Origin of the sequence: Micromonospora rosaria (assembly GCF_001567585.1) — a bacterium.
GTDB lineage: Bacteria > Actinomycetota > Actinomycetes > Mycobacteriales > Micromonosporaceae > Micromonospora > Micromonospora rosaria.
On record NZ_LRQV01000115.1, the window covers coordinates 1 to 22,804 of the forward strand.

The following is a 22,804-nucleotide window of genomic DNA, read 5'->3' on the forward strand; positions in this document are numbered from 1 at the left end:
TTCAGGACGAAGCCGTCCGCCCCGGCGGCGAGGGCGGCCCGGATCTCGGTGGCCCGGCCGATGGTGGTCAGCATGACCACCCGCGCGGGCAGGTCGGGGAAGCGTTGGCGCAACCGGCCCAGCACCCGGACCCCGTCGGCACCGGGCAGGTACAGGTCGAGCAGGATCACGTCGACCGCCTCGGGCCGCTCGGCGACGAAGTCGAGCAGCGCCGGGCCGTCGGGCAGCGCGGCGACCACCGTGAGGTCGGGGTGGGCGTCGAGGATCAGCGACAGCCCTTCCCGGACCAGCGCCTGGTCGTCCACGATGACAAGCCGCACCACCGGGCAGATGGTACCGGCGGGGTGGTCGGGCGGGAGGTGACCGGGTGACCGGACGAGACGTGGTCCAGCGGGTACGCCGGCACGGGCACCTCGCGGTGGACCTCGCCCTCCAGACGCTGCTGGTGGGGCTGTTCCTGGTCAGCGGGGTGGTCGCCCCGGGGGCGGGACAGCCGCCGCCGGCCCTGACGGTGGTGCTCGCCGCCGCGCAGATCGGGCCGCTGCTGCTGCGCCGGCGGGCGCCGGTGACCGTCCTCGTGGTGGTGGCCTCGGCGGCCGGCTGGCACGTGCTGGCCGGGATGCCGCGTACCGTCGGCTACCTGCCGGCCCTGCTCGCCCTGCACACCGCCGCCGGGCATCCCCGGGCGGTGGTCCGGTGGGGGTTGTGCGGCGTGGTCTCGGTCGCGCTCGCCGCCACCAGCCTCCCCCGGTACGGGGTGACCCAGGGGGGCCTGCTCGCCCTGGTGGTCGTCGCCGTGGCCTGGCTGTCCGGCGTCGAGCGCGGCCACCAGGCGCGGCGGCGGGCCGCGCTGGCGGCGGAGGCCACCGGGCTGCGGCTGGAGCGGCGGCTCGCCCGGGAGGAACGCGCGGCGGCGCGGCAGCGCGAACGGCTGGCCCGGCACCTGCACGACACCCTCGCGCACAGCATCACCGTGATGGTCGTGCAGACCGAGGCGCTGCGGGTGACCGGGGACCTCGACCCGGCCGGGCGGGACCGGGTGGAGCGGGTCCTGGGCGCCGGCCGGAGCGCGCTGACCGAGATCCGGCACGCCGTCGCCGCCCTGGAACATCCGGCCGGCCCCCGGGCCCCGGCCGACCTGGCCGCCCGGTTGCGCGACCTCGGCGAGGCCGGGCTGCGGATCGACGGTACGCCGCCGCGGGCGCTCGCCGACCTGCCCGAGCCGCTGCGCGCGGTGGCGTACCGGCTGGTCGCCGAGGCCGCCACCAACGCGCTGCGGCACGACGGGCCGGGTACCCGGGTCACCGTCGACGTCGACCGGGACGGAAACCGGATCCGGCTGTCGGTGCGCAGCGAGCGGCCGGCCGCCGCCGGTCCGGCCCCGCCCACCGCGCCGACCGGATCCGGGTACGGGCTGCGCAGCCTCGCCGCCGACCTGGCCGCGCGCGGGGGCGACCTGCGGTGGGGGCCGGTGGCGCCGGGTCGCTGGCAGGTCACGGCCACCGTCCCGGCGTCGGCCGCCGGGGAGCCGGTCACGGCAGGGGGTGGCAGATGTCCCGGGCGTGGTCGGTGACCGCCGCGCCGGTCACGGCGGCGGTCAGCGGCAGCACCTCCAGGCAGCGCCGCACGGCGGGGGTGAGCAGCCGGTTCGGTACCCGCATGGAGAGCGTGCAGTGCGGCACCCACCGGCCCGGCCGGTAGTGCTCGGCGACCGGCACCCCGGCGGTGGCGAGCCGGTCGTGGACCCGTTCGTGGTGGGCCAGCAACGCGCTCGTCGGTGCCGCGCCGAGCCACAGCACCCGGCCGACGAACTGGCCGGCGTACTGGAAGTCCAGCCGCAGCGGGGCGGCCACCACCAGCCCGTCCAGCGCGGCGGCGACCTGCGCCGGGTCGAGTCGGGGCGCGACCGCGAGGGAGACGTGCGGGCGGTGCCGCTGTGCCAGCAGCGACCGCATGCTCTGCACCCCCTCGGACTCCAGGGCGTCCCACAGCCGCCGGATGCGCCGGGTGGCGTCGGTGTCCAGGTACAGCTCCAGCGCCGCGACCACGATGATCAATCCTAGCGCCGGAGGCGCGGTGATCAATCCTAGCGCCGGAGGTTTGCCGGTCGGCCCCGGCGGTACTTGGAGCCCAGACGCGGACCCAGGGGAGTGAACCGGCGTGGACGTCAACGACCTGCTCATCGAGACCTACGGCCGCCTGCCCGACCTGGTCCGCTCGGCGGTCGCCGGGCTCACCGCCGACGAGCTGCGGTGGGCCCCGGCGGTGGGGGCGAACCCGGTGGGCTGGCTGGTCTGGCACCTGACCCGGATCCAGGACCACCACGTGGCCGACCTGCTCGGCGAGCCGCAGCTCTGGGTCACCGGCGACTGGGCGGGCCGCTTCGGGCTGCCCGCCGACCCCGACGACACCGGCTACGACCACACGCCGGAGCAGGTCGCCGGGGTCCGCCCGGAGAGCCCGCAGACCCTGGTCGGGTACCACGAGGCGGTGTGGGGGCGGACCCGGGCGTTCCTGGCCGGGCTGCGGCCGGCGGAGCTGGACCGGGTGGTCGACCCGGCCTGGGACCCGCCGGTCACCCTCGGGGTCCGGCTGGTCAGCGTGGCCGACGACGGTCTCCAGCACGCCGGTCAGGCCGGCTACCTGCGCGGCCTGCTGCCGCGCCGCTGACCGGGCGCGCGGCCCGCCACGCCGCCGGTGATCGGTGTGCCCGCCCCGCGCGGGGCGGGCACACCGATCACGGGACGACGACCGCCCGGCCCTCCAGGCTGCCCTCGCGCAGCCGCTGGTACGCGGTGTTCGCGTCGTCCAGGGCGAACGTGGTGACCTTCGGCCGGACCAGGCCCCGGGCGCCGAGGTCGAGCACCTCGATCAGCTCCGGGCGGCTGCCCCAGTACGTGGTCTGGATGCTCACTTCGTACGGCACCGAGAAGTACGACACCGGCAGGGTGCCGCCGGCGATCCCGACGATGGTCAGGTCACCGACCGTGCGGGCGACCGCCGCGCCGAGCCGCAGCGTCGGGTCCGCGCCGACGAAGTCGAGCACCACGTCGGCGCCCCGCCCGGTGATCCGCCGGATCTCGTCGGCGGTCTCCGCGCCGGAGAGCAGGGTCAGGTCCGCGCCGTACTCCTCGGCCAGCCGCAGCGCCTCCGGTCGGGTGTCCACCGCGATCACCCGGGCCGCCGTGGTGGCCTTCAGGATCTGCACGCCGACGTGCCCGAGCCCGCCGACCCCGATCACCACCGCCCAACTGCCCGGCGGCAGTTTCGGCCAGGACCGCCGGATCGCGTGGTACGGGGTGAGGCCCGCGTCGGTCAGCGGGGCGGCCTGCACCGGGTCGAGCCCGTCCGGCAACGGCACGATGTGCCGGGCGTCCGGCACCAGCTCGTACTCGGCCATCCCGCCGTCGAGCCCCAGCCCGCCACCGCCGCCCGGCACCGGGGCGTCGGCCGGGTTCTCGCAGTACGGGTCGATGCCGAGCCGGCAGCGGGCGCAGACCCCGCATCCCCACGGGCCGTAGACCGCGACCGGCTGCCCCACCTCCAGCCCGGTCACCCCGGCGCCGAGGGCGTGCACCCACCCGGCGTTCTCGTGGCCGAGGGTGAACGGCGGGTTCCAGGGCACCACCCCGGCCTCGAACTCGTCCATCAGGTGCAGGTCGGAGTGGCAGGCCCCGGCCCCGCCGATGCGGACCACCACCTGACCCGGACCGGGCGTCGGCTCGTCGACCTCTGTCAGCAGGGGCTCGGACTTCCACTCCAGCAACCGCAGCGCGCGCATCTGGGACGCCTCCCGTCATCGTCGGGTCCGGTGGAGGCTCCCCCGTCAGCCGGCCGGCAAACCGGCCGACCGGTTTCACCCGGTGCGGGTGAGCGCGGCTCACCCGGCCGCCGGGCATCCTGGCCCCGCGGCGGTGCTCCGACGCCGCCACCGCGCGGGGAGGGGAACGATGGCCACGACCACGGTCGAGGAACAGTTGTGCCAGTCCGTCCCCGGCCGCCATGCCGACCTGCCGGAGACCACCTGCGGCACGATCCGGCTGGACCTGCACACCGGCGAGCACACCCAGCACTGGTACCTCACCATCGCCGACCAGCGGGTCGAGGTGACCCGCTCGGTGGCCGAGGCCGACCTGGTCATCGGCGCGGAGCGGGCCGTCCTCGACCAGATCGCCGCCGGTGAGCTGCACCTGTCGGCGGCGTTCCTGCGCAACGCGCTCACCGCCCGGGGCGACCTGCGACTGATGATGCTGCTGCGCCGGCTCTTCCCCGGGCCGGCCGGGGCCCGCCACCCACGGGACGCGGCGCGGGAGGGGCTGCGCCGGTGAGGGCCGAACGGACCCAGGTGCTGGCCGGCAACGTGTTCGCCATCGGCGACGCCCAGGGCGACATGGAGCCGGACCCGCGCACCCCCACCGGACTCTTCGCGTACGACACGCGGTTCCTGTCCCACTGGGTGCTCACCGTGGACGGGCACCGGCTCAACGCGCTCTCCCGGGTCGACGTGGCGTACTTCGAGACCCGGTTCCTGCTGGTGCCCGGGACGGCGAGCCACTACGTCGACGCCGACGTCTCGGTGCTGCGACACCGGTCGATCGACGACAGTTTCCACGAGCGGATCACCGTCTTCAACCACTCGTCGCGACCGGCGGAGTACACCATCCGGATCGAGGTCGACACGGACTTCGCCGACACCGCCGAGATCGCCCGGCCGGCCCGGCGGGCCGCCCGGATCAGCGCCCGTACCGGCGAGGGCGAACTGCGCCTGCGCTACGAACGGGACCGGTTCGTCCGGGAGACGGTCGTCACGACCACCGTCCCGGCGCAGATCGACGAGCACGGCCTGACCTTCCGGGTGACCGTGGAGCCGGCCGGGACCTGGGCCGCCGACCTGCACGTCGACATGGTGATCCGGGGGGCCGGCGGCCGGGACCTGCGCGCCGGCATCACCGCCCACCAGCAGCGGGTACGCCAGGCCATGCAGCAGGACCTGGCCGACTGGCTGGACCGGGCGCCGACGCTGGTGGCCGAGAACAGCGCCCTCGGCGGGGCGTACCGGCGCTGCCTGGTCGACCTGGCCGCGTTGCGGTACACGCCGCTGGCGTACGCCGGGCGGGTGCCGGTGGCGGGGCTGCCCTGGTCGATGGGGCTGTACGGGCGGGACGCGATGGTCGCCTGCCTCCAGTCCCTGCCGTACGCCCCGGAGCTGACCCCGGCGACGCTGCGGATGCTCGCCCTCGGGCAGGGCGGGCGGCTCGACGACGACCACGACGAGGAGCCCGGCAAGATCGTCTCGGTGTTCCGGTACGGCGAGTCGGCCGCCTTCGGCGAGGAGCCCACCGCGCTGTACTTCGGGGCCGCCGACACCACGCCGCTGTTCGTGATCCTGCTCGACGAGTACGAGCGCTGGTCCGGCGACGAGGACCTGGTGCGCGAGCTGCGGCACCCGGCCCGGATGGCGCTGGACTGGATCGGTGAGTACGGCGACCTGCTCGGTGACGGATACCTGCGGTACCAGCGCCGCAACCTGCGCAACGGCACGGTCAACCAGTGCTGGAAGGACAGCCCGAACGCGATCACGTACGCCGACGGCCGGGAGCCCGCGTTCCCCCGCGCCACCTGCGAGTTGCAGGGCTACGCGTACGACGCGCTGCGGCGGGGCGCCCGGCTGGCCCGGCAGTGCTGGGGCGACCCGGCGTACGCCGACGGGTTGCAGGCGCGGGCGGCGGCGCTGCGGGAGCGGTTCAACCGGGACTTCTGGCTGGCCGACCGGGAGTACTACGCCCTGGCCGTGGAGCCCGACGGCACCCCCGTCGACGCGCTGGCGTCGAACATGGGACACCTGCTGTGGAGCGGCATCGTGCCGCCCGAGCGCGCCGCGCGGGTCGCCGAGCACCTGCTCGGGCCGCAGTTGTGGTCCGGGTGGGGGGTGCGGACGCTGGGCGCCGGGCAGCAGCGGTACAACCCGGTCGGCACCCACCTCGGCTCGGTGTGGCTGTGGGACACCGCGCTCATCGCCGCCGGGCTGCGCCGCTACGGCCTGGACGAGGCGGCCGGCCGGCTCGCCACCGGCCTGTTCGACGTGGCGCTGCGGCTCGACGGCCGGATGCCCGAGGTGATCGCCGGCTACGACCGGTCGGTCACCAAGTACCCGGTGCAGCTGCCCAGCGGCGGGTACCCGCAGGCCTGGGCGGCGGGCAGCCTGTTGATGACGCTGACCACGGTGCTCGGCCTCGACCCCTGCGGGGAGAACCTGCTGGTCGACTCGGCCCTGCCGCCGGGGCTCGGCCGGATCGAACTGCTCGACGTCCCCGGCCGGTGGGGACACTCCGACGCGTACGGCCGGGACCGGGCCCGCCACCCCGCCCGCATCCGGTGAACCGCGCTGCGGCCGGCACCCGCACCGGCCGCCCTCCGGGCCGGGCTACTTGCGGGCCGCCAGCGGGTCCGGGCGGGACAGCTCGGGCAGCGGTGCCGGCCGCCGCCGGGCCAGCGCCCGGTCGACACCGACGAAGAGGAGACCGAGCAGCCAGAAGGCGACGGCGAAGGCCACCGCGCTGACCGTCACTCCGGCGTACCCGAGCCGCCCGGCGTCGACGAACGGGTACGGGTACGTCTGCGTCACCAGCCCCCGGAGCAGGACGCCGCCGAGGTACGCCAGCGGGAACGCCAGCCACCAGACGGCGTACCGGGCGCGCAGCCGGCCCCGTGGGTCGAACAGCGCCCAGTCGGCCACCGCCAGCACCGGCACGACGGTGTGCAGGAACTGGTTGCCCAGCGCCTCGACCAGGCCCCGCTCGGGCTGGGGCATGGCGAACGGGCTGGCCGGGTTCGCCAGCACCAGGTGGTAGACGACGCCGGTGATGGTGACGTACAGGGTGACCGCGCCCTTGAGCACCGACGGCGGCTCGGCCCGCCCGCGCCAGGCCCGCCAGGCGGCGTGACCGGCGAAGAGCCCGACCGCGACGGTGCTCTGGATGGTGAAGTACGGCAGCAGCCCGGTGAGCGTCGCCGGCCCGGCCACGGTCAGCGCGATCCCGGCGAGCACGCCGAGCACGATCGCCGACCGGAAGACGATCGACGCTCGTCGGCGCCGTGGACTCATCCGGGCAAGCTACCAGCCTGATCGGTCACCAGCCCAGCAGCGCGCGGCGACCGGTCGGCAGCGTCCGCAGCGCACCAACCAGCGCCGCCTGGTACGCCAGCACCGCCGCGCCCTCCCCGCGCACCTCTGCGGGGCGCGGGCCGGCGCGCAGCGCGGCGAGGAGACCGGCGAGGGCCTCGGGGACGCCGGGTGCGCCGTCGTCGGGACCGTCGAGGAGGCGGTCGAGGGCCGCCCGGTCCAACCGGTGTGCAGTCATCTCGTCCGACTCAGCGCCGTCGCGGCGGCGGGTGTCACATCCTAGGGTCGGGACCACCGAGCACGGGTCGGCCCGGCGGCCCGGGGCGCATCCTCCGACAGGATCCGGTCGCCGCGCCCGGACGCCGGCGGGACAGGCGTCACTCGTCGCGGGACACGCCCTCCGGGTGCATCCCGGTCGCCTCCTCCAGCGCGTTGTCCGCCAGGTCCCCCTCGGCGCTGTCGTCGGGGAAGGGGCGTCGGCCGGGCGCCGGGTCCGGCGGCGCGCCCGGTCCGGCCGCCGGTGGCGGGGGCGACGGCACCGGGCCGAAGCCGTGCCGGCCGGCCGGGTGGTCCGACCCGGCCGGCTCCGCCGCCCGGCGTTCGCCCCACCGGCCCGGTGGGACGGCGGTCTCCTCGCTGCCCTCACCCATCGGGTTGTTCTCCCCGGCGCCCCACGGGGGGTCGGCGTCGAAACCGTCGGACGTCCCGTAAGGGTCGGGCGACTGCGGTCCACGCCCCTCGCCGGCGTCATCCCTGCTCGTCACGGGCATCTCCTCGACGTGTCTGCGCCGGGTGCGGACCGCACCGCCCCGGTGCGCGGCGGGCCGCCGCGCACCGGGGGCGAGCGACGGCCGGCGTACCTGGTCAACGGGTTCGGGGTGGGCGGTGGCCGCCCGGCGGCGGGCGGCCCGTTGGCCCGACCGGCCCGGCGCGTCGGCGCCGGACCGATCGGGAACCGTCGGGTCGGCCCCGGTCAGCGCGAGGACATCGCGGCCCGGCGCTTGCCGGCGCCCCGCGCGGCCAGCATCCCCAGGCCCCCGGCGCCCCGCATGCCACCGCCGCCGGGCATCATCCCGCCGGCCCGGCCGAGGATGCCGCGCAGCACCTGGCCCGGTTTCTGCTGCTCACCCATGTAGGCAGTGACCACGATCAACGCCCCGGTGAGCGCCGGGATCGCCCACTGGAGCATCCGCATCTGCCGCTGCGCGGCGGCCACCTGCTGGGGCGTTTCGTGGTTGGGCTCGGTGATCCCGTCCACCGGAGGGCTGCCCGCCCGTTGCAGGCGCATCCCGAGCAGCCGGCTGTACCCGGTCACGGCGAGCGCGCTCACCGTGAGCGCCGTCTTCACCGCGCTCATCCGTCCCACCCCGGACTGGGCGAGCACTCGTGGGCTCTCGGTGACCAACTCACCGGCCGCGCCGGCCAGGTGCGCGCCGATCGCCGCCGCGTTGACCGGGGTCCACCGGGCCCAGCCGGCCGAGGCCACCGGCAGCCGCTGGGTCGAGTCGTTGATCCGGGTGGCCGCGCCGTTGACTCCGAGCGCTCCCATCAGGGAGCCGCCGAACCAGGCCGCCAGACCCAGATCGTGCATCGAGCGCAGCGCGGTGTGCGTGTCCGACATCTGATCCCCTTCCGCCGTATCGGGCGGTGCGGCATACCCGTCGTCCGGCGGACCATTCACCGCACGGCTGACAGGTCGCCGCAGGGACGGGAGAGCGCCGGCTCGGCTACCGCCGGGGCAGGGACGTGGCGAAGGCGGCGATCCGGGCGGCCAGCGGACCGGCGGAGCGTACCCAGGTGAAGTGGTCCATCCGGGCGCCGGCCTGCGCCGCGGTGTAGCGCTCGCGGGTCACGGCGGCGCCGGTGAGCTTGCCGCAGAGGTGGTCCAGCGTGGCCTGCGGGGTGTGCCGGTCGTCGTCCACGCTGACCGCCAGCACCGGCAGGTCGACCGTGCGCAGGGCCGCCTCGGTGTCCACCCCGTCGAGGCGGGGGAACCGGCCGGTGCGGGCGGTGTACGCCCAGTCGCGGATCACCCCCCGCGCCTGCCGGCCCCCGAAGCCCCACCCGGGCCAGACCCGCAGCAGCGCGGCGGTGGCCGCGATCCCCTGGGTGTACGGCAGGACCCCGAACCCGAACAGCCCGGCGTAGCGACGCCACCAGGGCACGCCGCAGGCGACCAGGGCGAGCCCGTCGGCCGCCGCGCCGTCGTGCAGGGCCAGGTGCAGCAGGGCGGCCTGACCGCCGAGGGAGTGCCCGAGCAGCACCCGGGTACGCCCGTCCAGCCGGGGCTTGAGCGCGGCGAGCACGGCACCGACGTCGGCGACGAGTTCGGCGTACCCGTACCGGCAGGTGCGGCTCGGCGCGGGGGTGCTGGCGCCGGTGCCCCGCAGGTCGGCCACGACGACGGCGAGGCCGGCGGCGCGCAGCGCGGCGGCGAACGGCCGGTAGTAGCGGGCCCGGACCCCCATCGCCGGGCAGATCACCACGACCGGCGCGTCGGGGACCCCGGTGGGCTCCGGGTAGACCTGTAGCCCGAGCCGGGCCCCGTCGACGTCGACGAACTCCTGGACGTACTCCTCGCTCACCCGCTCAGGTTACCGGCCGGTAGTCCGGCGGTGCGGCCCGCTCGGGCCGGGGCTGCCGGGGGCGGCTGCCGACCCGGCCGCCGGGAGCGGGTGCCATCGGGTGGCGGCGACGCCATTCCGGACTCCTTTTTGGAGCACGCCCGGCGGCGGGCCAAATTGCGATCCGGTAAGTCTTCTTTATTGCGGACGGCTCCCGATCCTCTGTGGACAGGAATCCCGGATTCCCCATTTCGTCACTGGCGGTCCAGGTCACTGCCGGTGCGAGGCCCACGGTGGGTCAGTGTTCAAACACTTTCCTCTTGGCTAGAGTCCCCCTCGTGAAAATCAACCGGGCGACCGACATGGCGCTGCGTATCGCCATGATCGCTGCGGCGTCGCAAGAGCGATCGACGGTCGACGAGTTGGCGATGTCGCTGGTGCTGCCGCGTAGTCACGTCGCCAAGGTGGTGCAGCGGCTGAGCCGGTTGGGCGTGCTGGTCACCATCCGGGGGCGCTCCGGCGGGGTGGCCATCGCCGAGGGGGCCGACGAGTTCACCGTCGGCGAGATCGTGCGGGCGTTCGAGGGCGACGACGGGGTGGTCGACTGCCACCGGCCCGCCTGCCCCGTGCTGCCGAACTGTCAGCTCCGGGTCGAGCTGCGCCGGGCGCACGAGGCGTTCATCGGGGTGCTCGACGACGTCCGGATCGCCGACCTGATCAAGGGCGCCTCCGGTGCCCTGCTGCGTACCCTGAGCGTGCCGCCGCCGGCCGGCGGCCCGGCGGTGACCAGCCTGGCCCCGTGAGCCGGCGGGGGAGGCCCGCCGGGGCGGGCCTCCCCGTGGCCGGGCGGTCAGCCGACGGTGACCGTGCCGTTCGTGGCGCGGACGCAGGCCACCGTGCGGGCCGTGGTGGCGGCGGCGCCGCTGAGACACTGGCCGAGCACCTGGTGACCGGCGGCGTTCGGGTGCCAGGACTCCTGGCAGGTCTGGAAGTACGTGACGCAGGTGTTCGCGATCCGCTGGATGGCGATCTTGTCCTTGCCGGCGAGGCTGGTCACCACGGTGCCGTTGGGGCTGTCCTGGAGCCGGATCGGGGTGGCCAGCGCCCCGGTCGGGCTGCCCGCCGACTCGCAGAGCCGGGCGCCGTCGAAGGCCCGCTGCACGTTGAGGTAGACCAGGTCGGTGCCCGGGAACTCGGCGGCCAGGGTGCTCCGGACCGAGCCGACCAGGGTGCCCAGCCCCTGGGAGAAGCGGTGTCCGGGCAGCAGGCTGGCCCGGTGGATCGGGCAGCCGGCCGCGTACCGCTCGGCGCCGAGCGCGCGGAACTTGTCCCGGGTGTCGTCCCGGCTGTCCTCGGAGTGGTAGCCCGGCTCCAGGTCGAACGGGAGCGGGTTGGTGTAGTCCTGCAGGACCACCCGGTGCTGCCCGTCGGCGTCGATTTCGGCGAGCGTGGCGAGGATCTGCCGGACCGCCGTGGTGGTCTCCGCGGTGGCCGCGCCGACCTGCGCGGCGGTGGCCAGGTCGGCGTCGCTGCACGGCTTCTGCTCCACCGGGCCGCCCAGGTACGCCCAGAACTCCCACCAGCCGGTCCAGGCGTCGGCGATGAACCGGTTGGCGCACTTCTCCGCGACGTTGCCGAAGGTGAACGAGCTGTTGTTGGAGCCGAGGCCGATCAGGACCAGGTCGATGTCGTGGGTGCGCCCGACCGCCCGCAACTGGTCGAGCTGCGCCGCCACCTGCCGCCCCTTGGCCCGCGTCGAGCTGGCGTTGGCGATGTCGTGCGGCTGCCCGCCGGAGCAGGCCAGGTTGAACCGGTCCTGGATGCCGGGCAGGGCGGCCCGGTGCAGCGAGGCGTTGGCCGACCGGTGGCAGAAGTACGCGTTGCTGTTCGGCGCGGTCCAGCCGGGGAAGCCCTGGGCCGTCCCGGTGGCGTCGGTCACCGGGGTGTACGCCCCGGCGCCCTCGCCGCTGACGAAGCTGTCCCCGAGCGCCACGGCCGCGGTGGGCAGGGCGGCAGCCGCCGGGGTCGAGAGCGCGACGGTGGTCGACAGCGCCGCGACGGCGACGCTGAGGGCCGCCCCGAGGGCGGCGCGACGGATCCTGACCATGGGCACCCCATCCATCCATGGAAATATGAAAGTTTCTCCAGGTGGCCGATCAGATCACGATCGTGTGACGTGCGTCAACGTCCGGACCCGTCCGGGGTGACCGCATTCCGGGGTAATTGCAGGCCGGCGCCGGCGCCCGTGGGAGCGTGCCCGCCCGGTGTTCCGGCCGGTCGGCCGAGCGGGGTGTCGCCAGCCTGTCGGCGTGTCGGGCTAGGCTCGCTGCGGCGCGCCGCTGAGGATCTTGCGGAGAGGCGGGCCGCCAGCACCGCCGAGACCAGGAGTACGACCAGTTGACCGCACAGCCTGAGGCCCTGTACGGGGCCGACGACCTGACCCACCTGGAGGGGCTGGACGCCGTCCGCAAGCGCCCCGGTATGTACATCGGCTCGACCGACAGCCGTGGTGTGGGCCACCTCGTCAACGAGATCCTGGACAACTCCACCGACGAGGGGGTCGCCGGGCACGCCACCCGGGTCGAGGTGACCCTGCACGCCGACGGGTCGGTGCAGGTCGACGACGACGGCCGGGGCATCCCCACCGACGTGCACGCCAAGTCGGGCATCTCCGGCGTGGAGCTGGTGCTCACCCGGCTGCACGCCGGCGGCAAGTTCGGCGGCTCCGGGTACAAGACCTCCGGCGGCCTGCACGGGGTGGGCGCGTCGGCGGTCAACGCGCTGTCCCGGCGCTTCGACGTGACGGTCCGGCGTGGCGGCAAGATCCACGCGATGTCGTTCCGGCACGGCGTCCCCGGCGTCTTCGACGGCGACGGCCCGGACGCCCCGTTCACCCCCGGCCCCGGCCTCCAGGTCGTCGGGGCGATGAAGCGCGGCACCCCGACCGGCACCTCGATCCGGTACTGGCACGACGCCCGGTACTTCGAGACCGGCGCGGCGCTGGACGTCGACGCGGTCCGGATGAAGCTGCGCAACACCGCCTTCCTCGTCCCCGGGGTGGGCTACACGCTGCGCGACGAGACCGGTGAGGAGCCGGTCGAGGAGAGCTTCCACTTCCCGGCCGGCCTCACCGACATGGTGGAGTTCCTGGCCCCGGCGGGCGACCGGCCGGTCTCCGGCACCCTGCTGGTCACCGGGGAGGGCACCTACCGGGAGAACGCCGCCGACGCCAACGGCGTCATGCAGGCCAACGTGCAGCGCCGGGCCGAGGTCGAGGTGGCGCTGCGCTGGGGCACCGGGTACGAGCGCACCGTCGAGTGCTTCACCAACACCATCCGCAACGCCCACGGGGGCACCCACCGCAAGGGCTTCGAGCGGGCCCTGGTCCGCACCCTGGCCGACGCCGTCCGCGCGACCCGGGGGCTGCTCAAGGCCAAGGAGGACCCGCCCACCCTGGACGACGTCCTGGAGGGCATGACCGCGGTGGTGCACGTCCGGCTCCCCGAGCCGCAGTTCACCTCGCAGACCAAGGACGAGCTCTCCACCGCCGGCATCACCAAGGTCATCCAGACCCTGGTCGAGCAGCACGTGAAGGCGTGGCTGGAGGACCGCCGGACCAAGGCCGAGGCCCGGACGGTGCTCCAGAAGATCGTCGACGCGGCCCGGGTCCGGCTCACCCAGAAGCAGCAGAAGGACGCCGCCCGGCGCAAGACCGCCCTGGAGGGCGCGTCGATGCCGCCGAAGCTGGTCGACTGCCGCTCCACCGGGGTCGAGCGCAGCGAGTTGTTCATCGTCGAGGGGGACAGCGCGCTGGGCTCCAGTCGGATGGCCCGGGTCGCCGAGTACCAGGCCCTGCTCCCCATCCGGGGCAAGATCCTCAACGTGCAGAAGGCGAACCTCCAGCAGGTGCTGGACAACGCCGAGTGCGCCGCGATCGTGCAGGTGCTCGGGGCCGGCTCCGGGCGTACCTTCGACCTCTCCGCGCTGCGGTACGGCCGCGTCCTGATCATGGCGGACGCGGACGTCGACGGCGCGCACATCCGGACCCTGCTGATCACCCTCTTCGCCCGCTACATGCGCCCGTTGATCGAGGCGGGCCGGCTCTACGCCGCGATGCCCCCGCTGCACAAGATCACCACGAAGGGGCGCAACCCGCAGACCGTCTACACCTACACCCAGGCCGAGATGGAGGCTACGGTCCGCCGGCTGGAGAAGGCCGGCAAGCAGATCGTCACCCCGGTGCCCCGGTTCAAGGGCCTCGGCGAGATGAACGCCGACGAGTTGTGGGAGACCACGATGAACCCGGCCACCCGGGCGGTCCGCCGGATCACCCTCGACGACGTCGAGGCCGCCGAGCGGATCCTCGAACTGCTGATGGGGGAGAAGGTCGAGCCGCGCCGCAACTGGCTGATCGACTCCGCCGACCGGGTCGACCGGGAGGCGATTGACGCGTGAGCGCCCCCGGCCCCGTCCCCGCCGCCCGCCTAGGAGAGAACTGAACGATGGCACGCCGCAAGGACAACCGCGCGCGGGCCGACCTGGCCGCCTTCGACCAGGCCGGCGCGCGGGTCTTCGACAACCCGCTGGTCACCGAGGTCTCCGACTCCTACCTGGAGTACGCCTTCTCGGTGATCCACTCCCGCGCGCTGCCGGACGCCCGGGACGGGCTCAAGCCGGTGCACCGGCGGATCCTCTACTCGATGCACGAGTCCGGGTTCCGCCCCGACCGCCCGTACGTGAAGTCGGCCCGGGTGGTCGGCGACGTGATGGGGCGCTACCACCCGCACGGCGACGCGGCCATCTACGACGCGATGGTCCGGCTCGCCCAGGACTTCTCGCTGAACGTCCCGCTCATCGACGGGCACGGCAACTTCGGCAGCCCGGACGACGGGCCGGCCGCCGCGCGGTACACCGAGTCCCGGATGTCGCGGGAGGCGATGCTGCTCGTCGGCGAGCTGGGCGAGGAGACCGTCGACGTCGAGCCGAACTACGACGGCTCGCTGACCCAGCCGACCGTGCTGCCGGCAGCCTTCCCGAACCTGCTGGTCAACGGGGCGTCCGGGATCGCGGTCGGGATGGCCACCAACATGATCCCGCACAACCTCGGCGAGGTGGTCGCGGCGGCCCGCTGGCTGATCCGGCACCCGGACGCCACCCTCGACAAGCTGATGGAGTTCGTCCCCGGCCCCGACCTGCCCACCGGTGGCCTGCTGCTCGGCCTCGACGAGGTGCGCCGGGCGTACGAGTCCGGGCGCGGCGTGGTCCGGATGCGCGGCAAGGTGGAGATCGGCCCGGTGGAGGGCAGCCGGGGCCGCCAGGCGATCACCGTCGTCGAGCTGCCGTACGGGGTGGGCGCCGAGAAGGTGATCACCGCGATCACCAACGAGGTGAACAAGACCAAGCGGCTCACCGGCATCGCCGACGTCAAGGACCTCACCGACCGGGAGAACGGCACCCGGCTGGTCATCGAGTGCAAGGTCGGGGTCAACCCGCAGGCGCTGCTGGCCGACCTGTACCGGCTCACCCCGCTGGAGCAGTCCTTCGGCGTCAACAACCTGGTCCTGGTCGACGGCCAGCCCCGTACCCTCGGGCTGAAGTCGCTGCTGGAGGTCTTCCTGGCCCACCGGTACGACGTGGTCACCCGGCGTACCGCGCACCGCCGCCGCAAGCGCGAGGAGCGGCTGCACCTGGTCGACGGCCTGCTGGTCGCCCTGCTCGACATCGACAAGGTGGTCAGGCTGATCCGGGCCGCCGAGGACGCGCAGGACGCCAAGGACGGCCTGATGCGCCGGTTCCGACTCTCCGAGATCCAGGCGACCTACATCCTGGATACCCCGCTGCGCCGGCTGACCAAGTACGACCGGTTGGAGCTGGAGGCCGAGCAGGAGAAGCTGCGCCGGGAGATCGCCGAGCTGTCCGCCATCCTCGACGACGAGAAGGTGCTGAGGAAGCTCGTCTCCGACGAACTGGCCGCGGTGGCGAAGCAGTCCGCCACCCCCCGCCGCACCACCCTGGTCGACGGGGACCTCAAGGAGGTGCTGGCCGCCTCGGTGCCGGCCGGCCCGCTGGAGGTCGCCGACGACCCCTGCCAGGTGATCCTGTCGGCGACCGGCCTGGTCGCCCGGACCGCCGCGGAGTCGGAGGAGGCCGCCGAGGGGCGGCGCAGCAGCGGCCGGGTCAAGCACGACACCGTCCGCGCGGTGGTGCACTCCACCGCCCGGGGTCGGGTGCTGCTGGTCACCAGCGCCGGCCGGGCTTTCAAGATCGACGTACTGCCGTTGCCGGTGCTGCCGGAGCAGCCCGGGACGGTGTCGCTGCGTGGCGGGATGGCCGCCGCCGAACTGGTGCCGCTGGAGGCCGGGGAGACGGTCGTCGGGCTGGCCCCGGTCGGGCCGGCCGCCGAGGGCTCGCCGGGGCTCGCCCTGGGCACCCGTCAGGGCGTGGTGAAGGTCTGCGCCCCCGACTGGCCGGTCCGCTCGGACGAGTTCGAGGTGATCGGGCTGCGCGAGGGCGACGAGGTGGTCGGGGCGACCTGGCTCACCGACGGCGCGGAGAGCCTCACCTTCATCACCTCCGAGGCGTCCCTGCTGCGGTTCGCCGCGACCGTGGTCCGGCCGCAGGGGCTCAAGGGCGGCGGGATGGCCGGGGTCAGCCTGCCGGCCGGCGCCCGGGTCGTGTTCTTCGGCGCGGTCCGTACCGACGACCCGGCGCACGGGGAGCCGATGGTGGTCACCTCCACCGGCGCCACCGTCAAGGTCACGCCCTTCGCCGCGTACCCGGCGAAGGGCCGGGCGACCGGCGGGGTGCGCGCGCAGCGCTTCCTCAAGGGCGAGGTGGACCTGACGGCGGCCTGGGTCGGTGCCCGCCCGCTCGGCGCCACCGCCACCGGCGACCCGGTCGACCTGCCCCCCGCCGACCCCCGCCGCGACGGCTCCGGCTTCGCCGTCATGCTCGGCCCCACCGTCCTCGGCCACCACCTAGACCGCGACTAACCCCCACCCCCCACCCCCCACCCCCCCCACCCCCCGCGCTCCTCCCCCACCCCCTCGACCCGTTGATCATGGAGTTAGCGGCAGTGGGGGAGATCGAATGTGCCGCCAAGTCCATGATCAACGGGGTGAGCGGGGGGGCGGGAGGGCGGGGAAGAGGGCAGGGGGTTAGGGGGTGGTGGGGGTGCGGAGGTGGGTGATGGTGCGCATGGTGTGGTAGATCAGGAGGGCGGCGGCGGTGCCCAGGGCGATGCCGTTGAAGGAGAGGTCGCCGGCGGTGAGGGTGTAGTTCGCCGCGCCGATGATCACCGCGACGGCGGCGGTCAGCAGGTTGACCGGGTCGTGGAAGTCGACGCGGTTCTCGATCCAGATCCGGGCGCCGAGGATGGCGATCAGGCCGTACAGGGCGGTGGTCGCGCCGCCGAGCACGCCGGCCGGCACGGTGAGGATCAGCGCGCCGAACTTCGGGCTCAGCCCGAGCAGCACCGCCGTCAGCCCGGCCACCCAGTACGCGGCCGTCGAGTAGACCCGGGTCGCCGCCATCACGCCGATGTTCTCCGCGTACGTGGTGGTGCCGGAGCCGCCCCCGGAGCCGGCGAGGACGGTGGCCAGGCCGTCGCCGAGGAAGGCCCGCCCCATGTCCTTGTCCAGGCTGCGGCCGGTCATCGCGGCGACCGCCTTGACGTGGCCGGCGTTCTCCGCGATCAGCACCAGGATCACCGGGATCACCAGCACCACGGCGTGCAGGCTGAAGCTGGGGGTGTGGAACTGCGGCATCCCGACCCAGGCGGCCTCCCGCAGGCCGGTCAGCGCGGCCGGGTCGAGGCCGCCCACGGCGGCGGCGAAGAGCCAGCCGACCACCACCCCGACCAGGATGGACAGCCGGGACAGGAAGCCCCGGAAGACCACCGTGGCGAGCAGGATCGCGGCCAGGGTGACCAGCGCGATCAGCGGCTGCGCCTTGACCCCGGTGCCGCTGCCGTCGCCGTCCCAGGCCACCGGGGCGAGGTTCAGCCCGATCAGCATGACGATCGCCCCGGTGACCACCGGCGGCATCAGCACGTCGATCCACCGGGTACCCGCGACCTGCACCACCACCCCGACCAGGGCGAGCGCCGCACCGGCGACGACGATGCCGCCGAGCGCCGGGCCGATGTCCCCGCCGGCCTTCGCGGCCAGCACCGGCGCGATGAAGGCGAACGACGAGCCGAGGTACGACGGCAGCCGGTTCCCGGTGATCAGCAGGAACAGCAGGGTGCCGAGCCCGGAGAAGAACAGCGTGGTGGCCGGCGGGAAGCCGGTGATCAGCGGCACCGTGAAGGTGGCGCCGAACATGGCCACCACGTGCTGCACGCCGATGCCGACCGTGCGGGGCCAGGAGAGCCGTTCACCCGGGTGCACCACGTCGCCGGGACGGACGGTCCGCCCGTCGCCGTGCAGGGTCCAGGGGCGCCAGCGGGAGCGCGACTCGGTAGGGGTGTGGGTCATGGATGGTCCTTCGCCTCGCAGGTGACGGGGCGTGAACGACCCTGGACGTCGTTTCTAGCAGAGCGCCGAGTCGTCGATGTTTCAGGGCCGGCCGGCACCGGCTCCGGGCCGGGGTGGAACCGGCCCGCTGGCCCGGGGCCGCCGATCGGGGTCAGGTGAGGGGCCCAGCGGCGGCGAGGCGTCCCGGGTGGGCCGCCGACGTGTCGAGGCGATCTCGGCGTGGTGGTCGATCGCCCAGTCCGCCAGCGCGCTGAGCGGCTCCAGCAGGCTGACGCCGAGCGGCGTCAGCCGGTACTCGACGCTTGGCGGCACCGTCGGGAACACCTCACGCTCGACCAGGCCGTCGTGCTCCAACGTCCGCAGCGTCCGGGTGAGCATACGCGGGCTGATGCCCTCCACCGCCCGATGCAACTCGTTGAACCGGTACGGACGCCGGCCGAGCAGGGTGACGAGCAGCAGCGTCCACTTGTCGCTCACCCGCCGCAGCACGTCGGTGACCGGACAGCGCTCGTACTCGCCGCTCGGCACGGGGTCCGGCAACCGGTGGCTGCCCAGCGAGGCACGCACACCGGTGTTCCCTGTGGTCATGAAAGTGCCTTCTTTCGCTGTTCCGGCCGGCTGCCCAGGATGAACACGTCAGTCGAGAACGGTAACGGAGGCGACATGGGCGTCGTGGTGGTCAGCGGGGGCACGAACGGGATGGGACGCGCGTTGGCCCTCGGGCGGGCCGACCGTGGCGACCGGGTCCTGGTGCTCGGCCGCAACCGCGAACGCGGCGAGGCGCTGGCCGGCAGCGGGATCGACTTCCTGCCCGTCGATCTCTCCAGCATGGCCGAGACCCGGCAGGTCATCGCGCACATCCTCACCGAGCACCAGGTCGTGGACGCGCTGGCGCTGTTCGCCAATGCCGTGGCGCCGCGGCGCACCGTGACCGGCGAGGGTCTGGAGCGCACGTTCGCGCTCTACTACCTCAGTCGCCATCTGCTCAGCTTCGGCCTGCGTCCGGCCCTGGACCGGGCTGCCGCACCGGTGATCGTGAACGTCGCCGGCGTCGGGGTCACCAAGGGCGGCGTGCGGTGGGCCGACCCGCAACTGGCTGCGGGCTACTCCATGGTCGCCGCGCAGTTGCAGGCCGGTCGGGCCAACGACCTGCTCGGCGTGGGCTTCGCCCAGCGGTCCGGCAGTCGCGCCCGATACGTGCTCTATCATCCCGGGTTCACCAGGAGCGGCGACCGTGGCCCCCTTCCGCTGGTGCTCCGGGGGCTGCTGGCGGCGGTGTCGGTGGCGGCCAGACCCGTCGCGGACGCGGTGGCGCCGATCCACCGGTTCCTGGACGCGCCACCGGCCGCGCCGCTGACCGCCGTCGACCGCGACAAGCGACTTCCGCTCAGTTTCCCCACGCTCGACCCCCGGGACGCCGAGCGGTTGATGGACCTCACGGAAGAGCTGCTCACCTGAGGCTTTCGCGCCGGCCGGCCCGTCAGGCCACACCGGTCGGGCGGAACTGGACGCTGACCCGGGGGCCGACCGGGCGGGTCGTCTTCGGGATGGCGTGCTCCCAGGTGCGTTGGCAGGAGCCGCCCATCACCACCAGGTCGCCGTGGCCGAGCGGGAAGCGCAGGCCGGCCCCGCCGCCGCGCGGGCGCAGCAGCAGCGGGCGGGGCGAGCCGAACGAGACGATGGCGACCATGGTGTCGGTGTGCGCGGAACGGCCGTGGGTGTCCCCGTGCCAGGCCACGCTGTCCCGCCCGTCGCGGTACAGGCACATCCCGGCGGTGACGAACGGCTCGCCCAGCTCCGGCGCGTAGTGCGCGGTCAGCGCCTCCCGGGCGGCGGTGAGCACCGGGTGGGGCAGCGGCCGGTGCCCGGCGTACCAGCAGAGCAGGCGGGGGACGTCGACCTCGGTGTCGTACATGGTGCGCCGCTCGGCCCGCCACGGCACCTCACTGAGCAGGGTGTCGAGGACCGCGTCGGAGCCGTGCACCCAGCCGGGCAGGTGGTCGACCCACGCGCCCCGGCTCAGCGGGCGCCGGCGCAGCCCGGTCAGCGGGCCGAGGCCGGGCCCGTCGGCGGCGAGGTCGAGCATCGACGGCTGGTAGGCGGCACCGGACATGCCGCCAGCCTACCGGCTGCTTCGTACAGGTGTGCGAGGGTGGTCAGCCCGGCACGCCGGCCTTGACCAGGGCGAGGACGGCGTCGGCGACCCGGGCCCGGCCCCGGCCGTCCACCGTCGACCAGCCCCGGGCGGCGAGCGCGGCCCGGCGGTCGGGGGAGTCGAGCAGGTCCCGTAGCGTCCGTACCGCGTCGGCGCGGGCGGTGTCCCCGGGCGGCCCGGCGGCGGCCAGCGCGGGCAGCTCGCCCAGCCCGGCCACGATCCCCTCGGCCACCACCCGGCGGTACGACTCGCGCTGGTTGTCGACCACGCAGACCAGCGCGGCCGGCGCGCCCAGGCAGCACAGCTCCCAGGTGGAGGTGCCGGCCGCGCTGACCACCAGGTCGGCGGCGGTGATCAGGGCCGGCAGCTCGTCGGTGGGGCCGACCGGGCGCAGCGTCTGGCCCGGCCCCGGGGTGAGCGCGGCCAGCTCGGCCCCGACGTCGGCCCGGCCGACCACCACGGTCAGCGCCATCGGCGCGCCGGTGGCCAGCAGCACCCGGGCCAGCACCGGCGCCGCCCCGAAGGCGTCGGTGCCGCCGAAGAAGGCGAGCACCCGGGGCCGGGCGACCGGCGTCGCCGGCCGGGGCACCGCCGGCCGGGTGGCCAGCACCCGGTCCCGCAGCAGCGGGTACGCCGTCCCGGCGAGCAGCCGGCCGGGCAGCGGCCCGTACGTCGCGCCCAGGTTCTGGTCCAGGTACACGTCGGCGTCCTGCCCCCGGGTGTCCCCGTCGACGACGGCGAGGGTCACCACGCCCGCCGCGCGCAGCGCCCCCGCCCCGGCCGGGTCCAGCTCGTACGAGTCGAGCACCAGCACGTCGAGCCGGTGCCGGCGGGCCGTGGCGACCAGGTCGTCGGGGCGCTCCGGCCCCGGGTGCAGCGGGATGCCCCGGTCGGCGAGTTGACGGGCCGCCCAGCCGACCTGCTCGACGGTGCCGAAGAACTCCACCCGGTGCCCCCGGGCCAGGAACTCCTCGGCCAGGGCGAGGCAGCGGACCAGGTGCCCCACGCCCCGGACCGGCCCGGCGTCGCAACGCACCCCGACTCGTACCGTGCTCAGGACTCCTCCAACCGCTTCTGCCGCACGTCGGCGTTGAGGGAGCGTAGCGCGGGCTGCCCGGCGAGCCAGTCGGCGAGCTTGGCCAGCGGGACGGTCACGTCGCCGAAGTGGTCGACGACCGCCCGCACCAGCGCCCAGTCCTGCTCGGTGTCGAGGGTGAGCCGCAGGTCGGACCGGTCCGGGGTGAGGGTCAGCCCGAGCACCCGGAACAGCTCCGGATGGGTGTACGCGTACGAGGTGACGTGCACCCGGTGGTGGTCGGTGGCGATCCGGTCCAGGGTGCGCAGCGCGTCCGCCCGGATGATCTCCACGTCCAGCCCCCGGGGCAGGGTCCGGGCGATCGAGGTGCTGACGTAGTCCAGCCCCGGCACCGCCTGGTAGACCCGGGCGACCGTGGTGATGATCTCCGGGTCGAGCAGCGGGCAGTCGGCGGTGAACCGCATCACCGCGTCCTCGGGGTGCCGCTCCAACGCCCCCACGAACCGGCCGAGCACGTCGTCCACCGGCCCCCGGTGGCAGGGCACGGCCAGCCGCCGGCACTCGGTCACCACCTCGTCGTCGACGGCGTCGGTGCTGGTGGCGACCACCAGGTCGGCGAGAACGCCGCTGTCGGTGGCGGCGCGGACCACCCGGCCGAGGACACTGCGCCCGGCCAGCGGCCGGAGCACCTTCCCGGGCAGCCGGGTCGAGCCCATCCGGGCCTGCACGACCCCGACGATGCGGTTCATGACTTCTCCTTGTTGGCCTTGTGTTGCCGTACCGCCGTGCGGACCTGTCGTTTCGCGGCGCCGGCCCCGCGCCGGGCCATCCGCAGCGGGGTGATCGCCATCCGGCCCACCCGGTAGCCGATCGTGCCGCTGAGCAGGTCGAGCTTCGCCTCGGCCCGGCGCAGCGCCCGTTCCCGGTGGTCGAGCAGGTCCTGCGTCCAGGCCAGCAGCGCGGTCAGCCGGTCCAGCTCCTCGCCCCGGCGTCGCCACGCCTCGTGCAGCTGCTGCTGGTTCGGTGTCCCCGCCGGGGGCGCGGTGGGCTCCACCGCGCGCAGTCCGGCGGCGAGGTCGTCGCGTCCGGCGGCGTCCAGCCCGCGCCGTGCGGCGGTCACCGCCGCCTCCACCTCGACCGCGCGGGCCACGGTCGGCCGGTCGAGGTCCCGGCCGGCCAGCCCGCCGAGGACCACGGTCAGGCCGGCCACGTCCAGCGTCGACGTCCACGGGTGGGCGTACCCGCCGGTGAGCAGGTCGGCCGCGAACCGCCACAGGGACCGGGCCAGCACCACCGGCGTCGCCAGCGGCGGGGTCGCCTGCCAACTCGGGTCGAGGACGGCGTACCCGCCGTCGGCCGGGCAGACCACGTTGTCCACGCCGGTCACCGCCGCCGCCCCGGCCAGCCGGCCGTCGACACTCTGCCCCGCCAGCCAGTCCGCGTACCCGG

At 74.7% G+C, this 22,804-nt stretch carries 22 protein-coding genes and 1 pseudogene; 8 read left to right on the plus strand and 15 right to left on the minus strand.

Annotation, left to right across the window (positions count from 1 at the left end; genetic code table 11):
* Positions 1-323, minus strand: a 323-nt coding sequence (locus tag AWW66_RS24330; protein WP_157527825.1) for a response regulator, incomplete at its 3' end; no start/stop codon positions are given.
* A 44-nt stretch (positions 324-367) separates the two neighbouring features.
* Here AWW66_RS24330 and AWW66_RS24335 point away from each other — a divergent pair.
* Complete coding sequence (locus AWW66_RS24335; protein ID WP_157527827.1) at positions 368-1,573, plus strand: sensor histidine kinase; 1,206 nt, start codon at positions 368-370, stop codon at positions 1,571-1,573.
* Here AWW66_RS24335 and AWW66_RS24340 read toward each other — a convergent pair.
* Complete coding sequence (locus tag AWW66_RS24340) at positions 1,533-2,048, minus strand: 2'-5' RNA ligase family protein (RefSeq protein WP_067370921.1); 516 nt, start codon at positions 2,046-2,048, stop codon at positions 1,533-1,535. The genes AWW66_RS24335 and AWW66_RS24340 overlap by 41 nt on opposite strands.
* A gap of 112 nt (positions 2,049-2,160) precedes the next feature.
* Between AWW66_RS24340 and AWW66_RS24345 the strand changes: the two genes are divergently transcribed.
* The gene (locus AWW66_RS24345) at positions 2,161-2,670 is read left to right on the plus strand and encodes a mycothiol transferase (protein ID WP_067370888.1); all 510 of its coding nucleotides are present in this window, start codon (positions 2,161-2,163) and stop codon (positions 2,668-2,670) included.
* A gap of 67 nt (positions 2,671-2,737) precedes the next feature.
* Here the strand turns inward: AWW66_RS24345 and AWW66_RS24350 are convergent, their stop codons facing one another.
* On the minus strand, positions 2,738-3,781 hold the full coding sequence (locus tag AWW66_RS24350) for an NAD(P)-dependent alcohol dehydrogenase (protein WP_067370890.1): 1,044 nt from the start codon (positions 3,779-3,781) through the stop codon (positions 2,738-2,740).
* Between the two features lie 169 nt (positions 3,782-3,950).
* Here AWW66_RS24350 and AWW66_RS24355 point away from each other — a divergent pair, with 169 nt between their 5' ends.
* Together AWW66_RS24355 and AWW66_RS24360 are read left to right on the plus strand one after the other, a co-directional pair.
* Positions 3,951-4,328, plus strand: a complete 378-nt coding sequence (locus AWW66_RS24355) for an SCP2 sterol-binding domain-containing protein (protein WP_067370892.1) — start codon at positions 3,951-3,953, stop codon at positions 4,326-4,328.
* Entirely contained in the window at positions 4,325-6,379 is a 2,055-nt protein-coding gene (locus AWW66_RS24360) for an amylo-alpha-1,6-glucosidase (protein WP_067370895.1), read from the plus strand. The genes AWW66_RS24355 and AWW66_RS24360 overlap by 4 nt, the downstream gene beginning before the upstream one ends.
* Before the next feature lie 45 nt (positions 6,380-6,424).
* Here the strand turns inward: AWW66_RS24360 and AWW66_RS24365 are convergent, their stop codons facing one another.
* The 5 genes from AWW66_RS24365 to AWW66_RS24385 all read right to left on the minus strand — a co-directional run bounded on the left by AWW66_RS24365 (position 6,425) and on the right by AWW66_RS24385 (position 9,708).
* A complete protein-coding gene (locus tag AWW66_RS24365) occupies positions 6,425-7,105 on the minus strand; it encodes a Pr6Pr family membrane protein (RefSeq protein WP_245648467.1) in 681 nt (226 codons plus the stop codon).
* A 25-nt stretch (positions 7,106-7,130) separates the two neighbouring features.
* Positions 7,131-7,361, minus strand: coding sequence for a hypothetical protein (locus tag AWW66_RS24370; protein WP_157527830.1), 231 nt, complete (start codon positions 7,359-7,361; stop codon positions 7,131-7,133).
* A gap of 139 nt (positions 7,362-7,500) precedes the next feature.
* On the minus strand, positions 7,501-7,887 hold the full coding sequence (locus tag AWW66_RS24375) for a hypothetical protein (protein WP_067370899.1): 387 nt from the start codon (positions 7,885-7,887) through the stop codon (positions 7,501-7,503).
* A gap of 209 nt (positions 7,888-8,096) precedes the next feature.
* Positions 8,097-8,744, minus strand: a complete 648-nt coding sequence (locus AWW66_RS24380) for a hypothetical protein (protein WP_067370900.1) — start codon at positions 8,742-8,744, stop codon at positions 8,097-8,099.
* A 106-nt stretch (positions 8,745-8,850) separates the two neighbouring features.
* Positions 8,851-9,708: an alpha/beta hydrolase family protein gene (locus AWW66_RS24385; RefSeq protein ID WP_067370902.1), complete on the minus strand. Its 858-nt coding sequence runs from the start codon at positions 9,706-9,708 to the stop codon at positions 8,851-8,853.
* Between the two features lie 317 nt (positions 9,709-10,025).
* Here AWW66_RS24385 and AWW66_RS24390 point away from each other — a divergent pair, with 317 nt between their 5' ends.
* Positions 10,026-10,490, plus strand: coding sequence for an RrF2 family transcriptional regulator (locus AWW66_RS24390; protein ID WP_067370904.1), 465 nt, complete (start codon positions 10,026-10,028; stop codon positions 10,488-10,490).
* A 47-nt stretch (positions 10,491-10,537) separates the two neighbouring features.
* Here AWW66_RS24390 and AWW66_RS24395 read toward each other — a convergent pair whose 3' ends face one another.
* The gene (locus AWW66_RS24395; protein ID WP_067370906.1) at positions 10,538-11,794 is read right to left on the minus strand and encodes an SGNH/GDSL hydrolase family protein; all 1,257 of its coding nucleotides are present in this window, start codon (positions 11,792-11,794) and stop codon (positions 10,538-10,540) included.
* A gap of 290 nt (positions 11,795-12,084) precedes the next feature.
* On the opposite strand from AWW66_RS24395, the gene AWW66_RS24400 reads away from it, so the two are divergent.
* Both AWW66_RS24400 and AWW66_RS24405 read left to right on the plus strand, forming a co-directional pair.
* Positions 12,085-14,142, plus strand: a complete 2,058-nt coding sequence (locus AWW66_RS24400; RefSeq protein WP_067370908.1) for a DNA gyrase/topoisomerase IV subunit B — start codon at positions 12,085-12,087, stop codon at positions 14,140-14,142.
* A 47-nt stretch (positions 14,143-14,189) separates the two neighbouring features.
* The gene (locus AWW66_RS24405) at positions 14,190-16,679 is read left to right on the plus strand and encodes a DNA gyrase/topoisomerase IV subunit A (RefSeq protein WP_067370910.1); all 2,490 of its coding nucleotides are present in this window, start codon (positions 14,190-14,192) and stop codon (positions 16,677-16,679) included.
* A 165-nt stretch (positions 16,680-16,844) separates the two neighbouring features.
* Here AWW66_RS24405 and AWW66_RS24410 read toward each other — a convergent pair whose 3' ends face one another.
* Positions 16,845-18,164 (minus strand): uracil-xanthine permease family protein, encoded by a 1,320-nt coding sequence (locus AWW66_RS24410; RefSeq protein WP_067370912.1) that lies wholly within the window; start codon positions 18,162-18,164, stop codon positions 16,845-16,847.
* 81 nt (positions 18,165-18,245) lie between these two features.
* Entirely contained in the window at positions 18,246-18,752 is a 507-nt protein-coding gene (locus tag AWW66_RS24415) for a winged helix-turn-helix transcriptional regulator (protein WP_083978871.1), read from the minus strand.
* A 75-nt stretch (positions 18,753-18,827) separates the two neighbouring features.
* Between AWW66_RS24415 and AWW66_RS24420 the strand changes: the two genes are divergently transcribed.
* A complete protein-coding gene (locus AWW66_RS24420; RefSeq protein ID WP_067370914.1) occupies positions 18,828-19,622 on the plus strand; it encodes an SDR family NAD(P)-dependent oxidoreductase in 795 nt (264 codons plus the stop codon).
* A 22-nt stretch (positions 19,623-19,644) separates the two neighbouring features.
* Here the strand turns inward: AWW66_RS24420 and AWW66_RS24425 are convergent, their stop codons facing one another.
* From AWW66_RS24425 to AWW66_RS34595, 4 genes and pseudogenes are all read right to left on the minus strand, one after another.
* The gene (locus AWW66_RS24425) at positions 19,645-20,277 is read right to left on the minus strand and encodes an alpha-ketoglutarate-dependent dioxygenase AlkB (RefSeq protein ID WP_067370916.1); all 633 of its coding nucleotides are present in this window, start codon (positions 20,275-20,277) and stop codon (positions 19,645-19,647) included.
* 43 nt (positions 20,278-20,320) lie between these two features.
* Entirely contained in the window at positions 20,321-21,376 is a 1,056-nt protein-coding gene (locus AWW66_RS24430) for a PseG/SpsG family protein (RefSeq protein WP_067370922.1), read from the minus strand.
* The gene (locus tag AWW66_RS24435; RefSeq protein WP_067370919.1) at positions 21,373-22,104 is read right to left on the minus strand and encodes a cytidylyltransferase domain-containing protein; all 732 of its coding nucleotides are present in this window, start codon (positions 22,102-22,104) and stop codon (positions 21,373-21,375) included. The genes AWW66_RS24430 and AWW66_RS24435 overlap by 4 nt, the downstream gene beginning before the upstream one ends.
* Positions 22,101-22,804: pseudogene (locus AWW66_RS34595) on the minus strand (class I SAM-dependent methyltransferase); the annotation flags it as partial. The gene AWW66_RS24435 and the pseudogene AWW66_RS34595, both read right to left, overlap by 4 nt.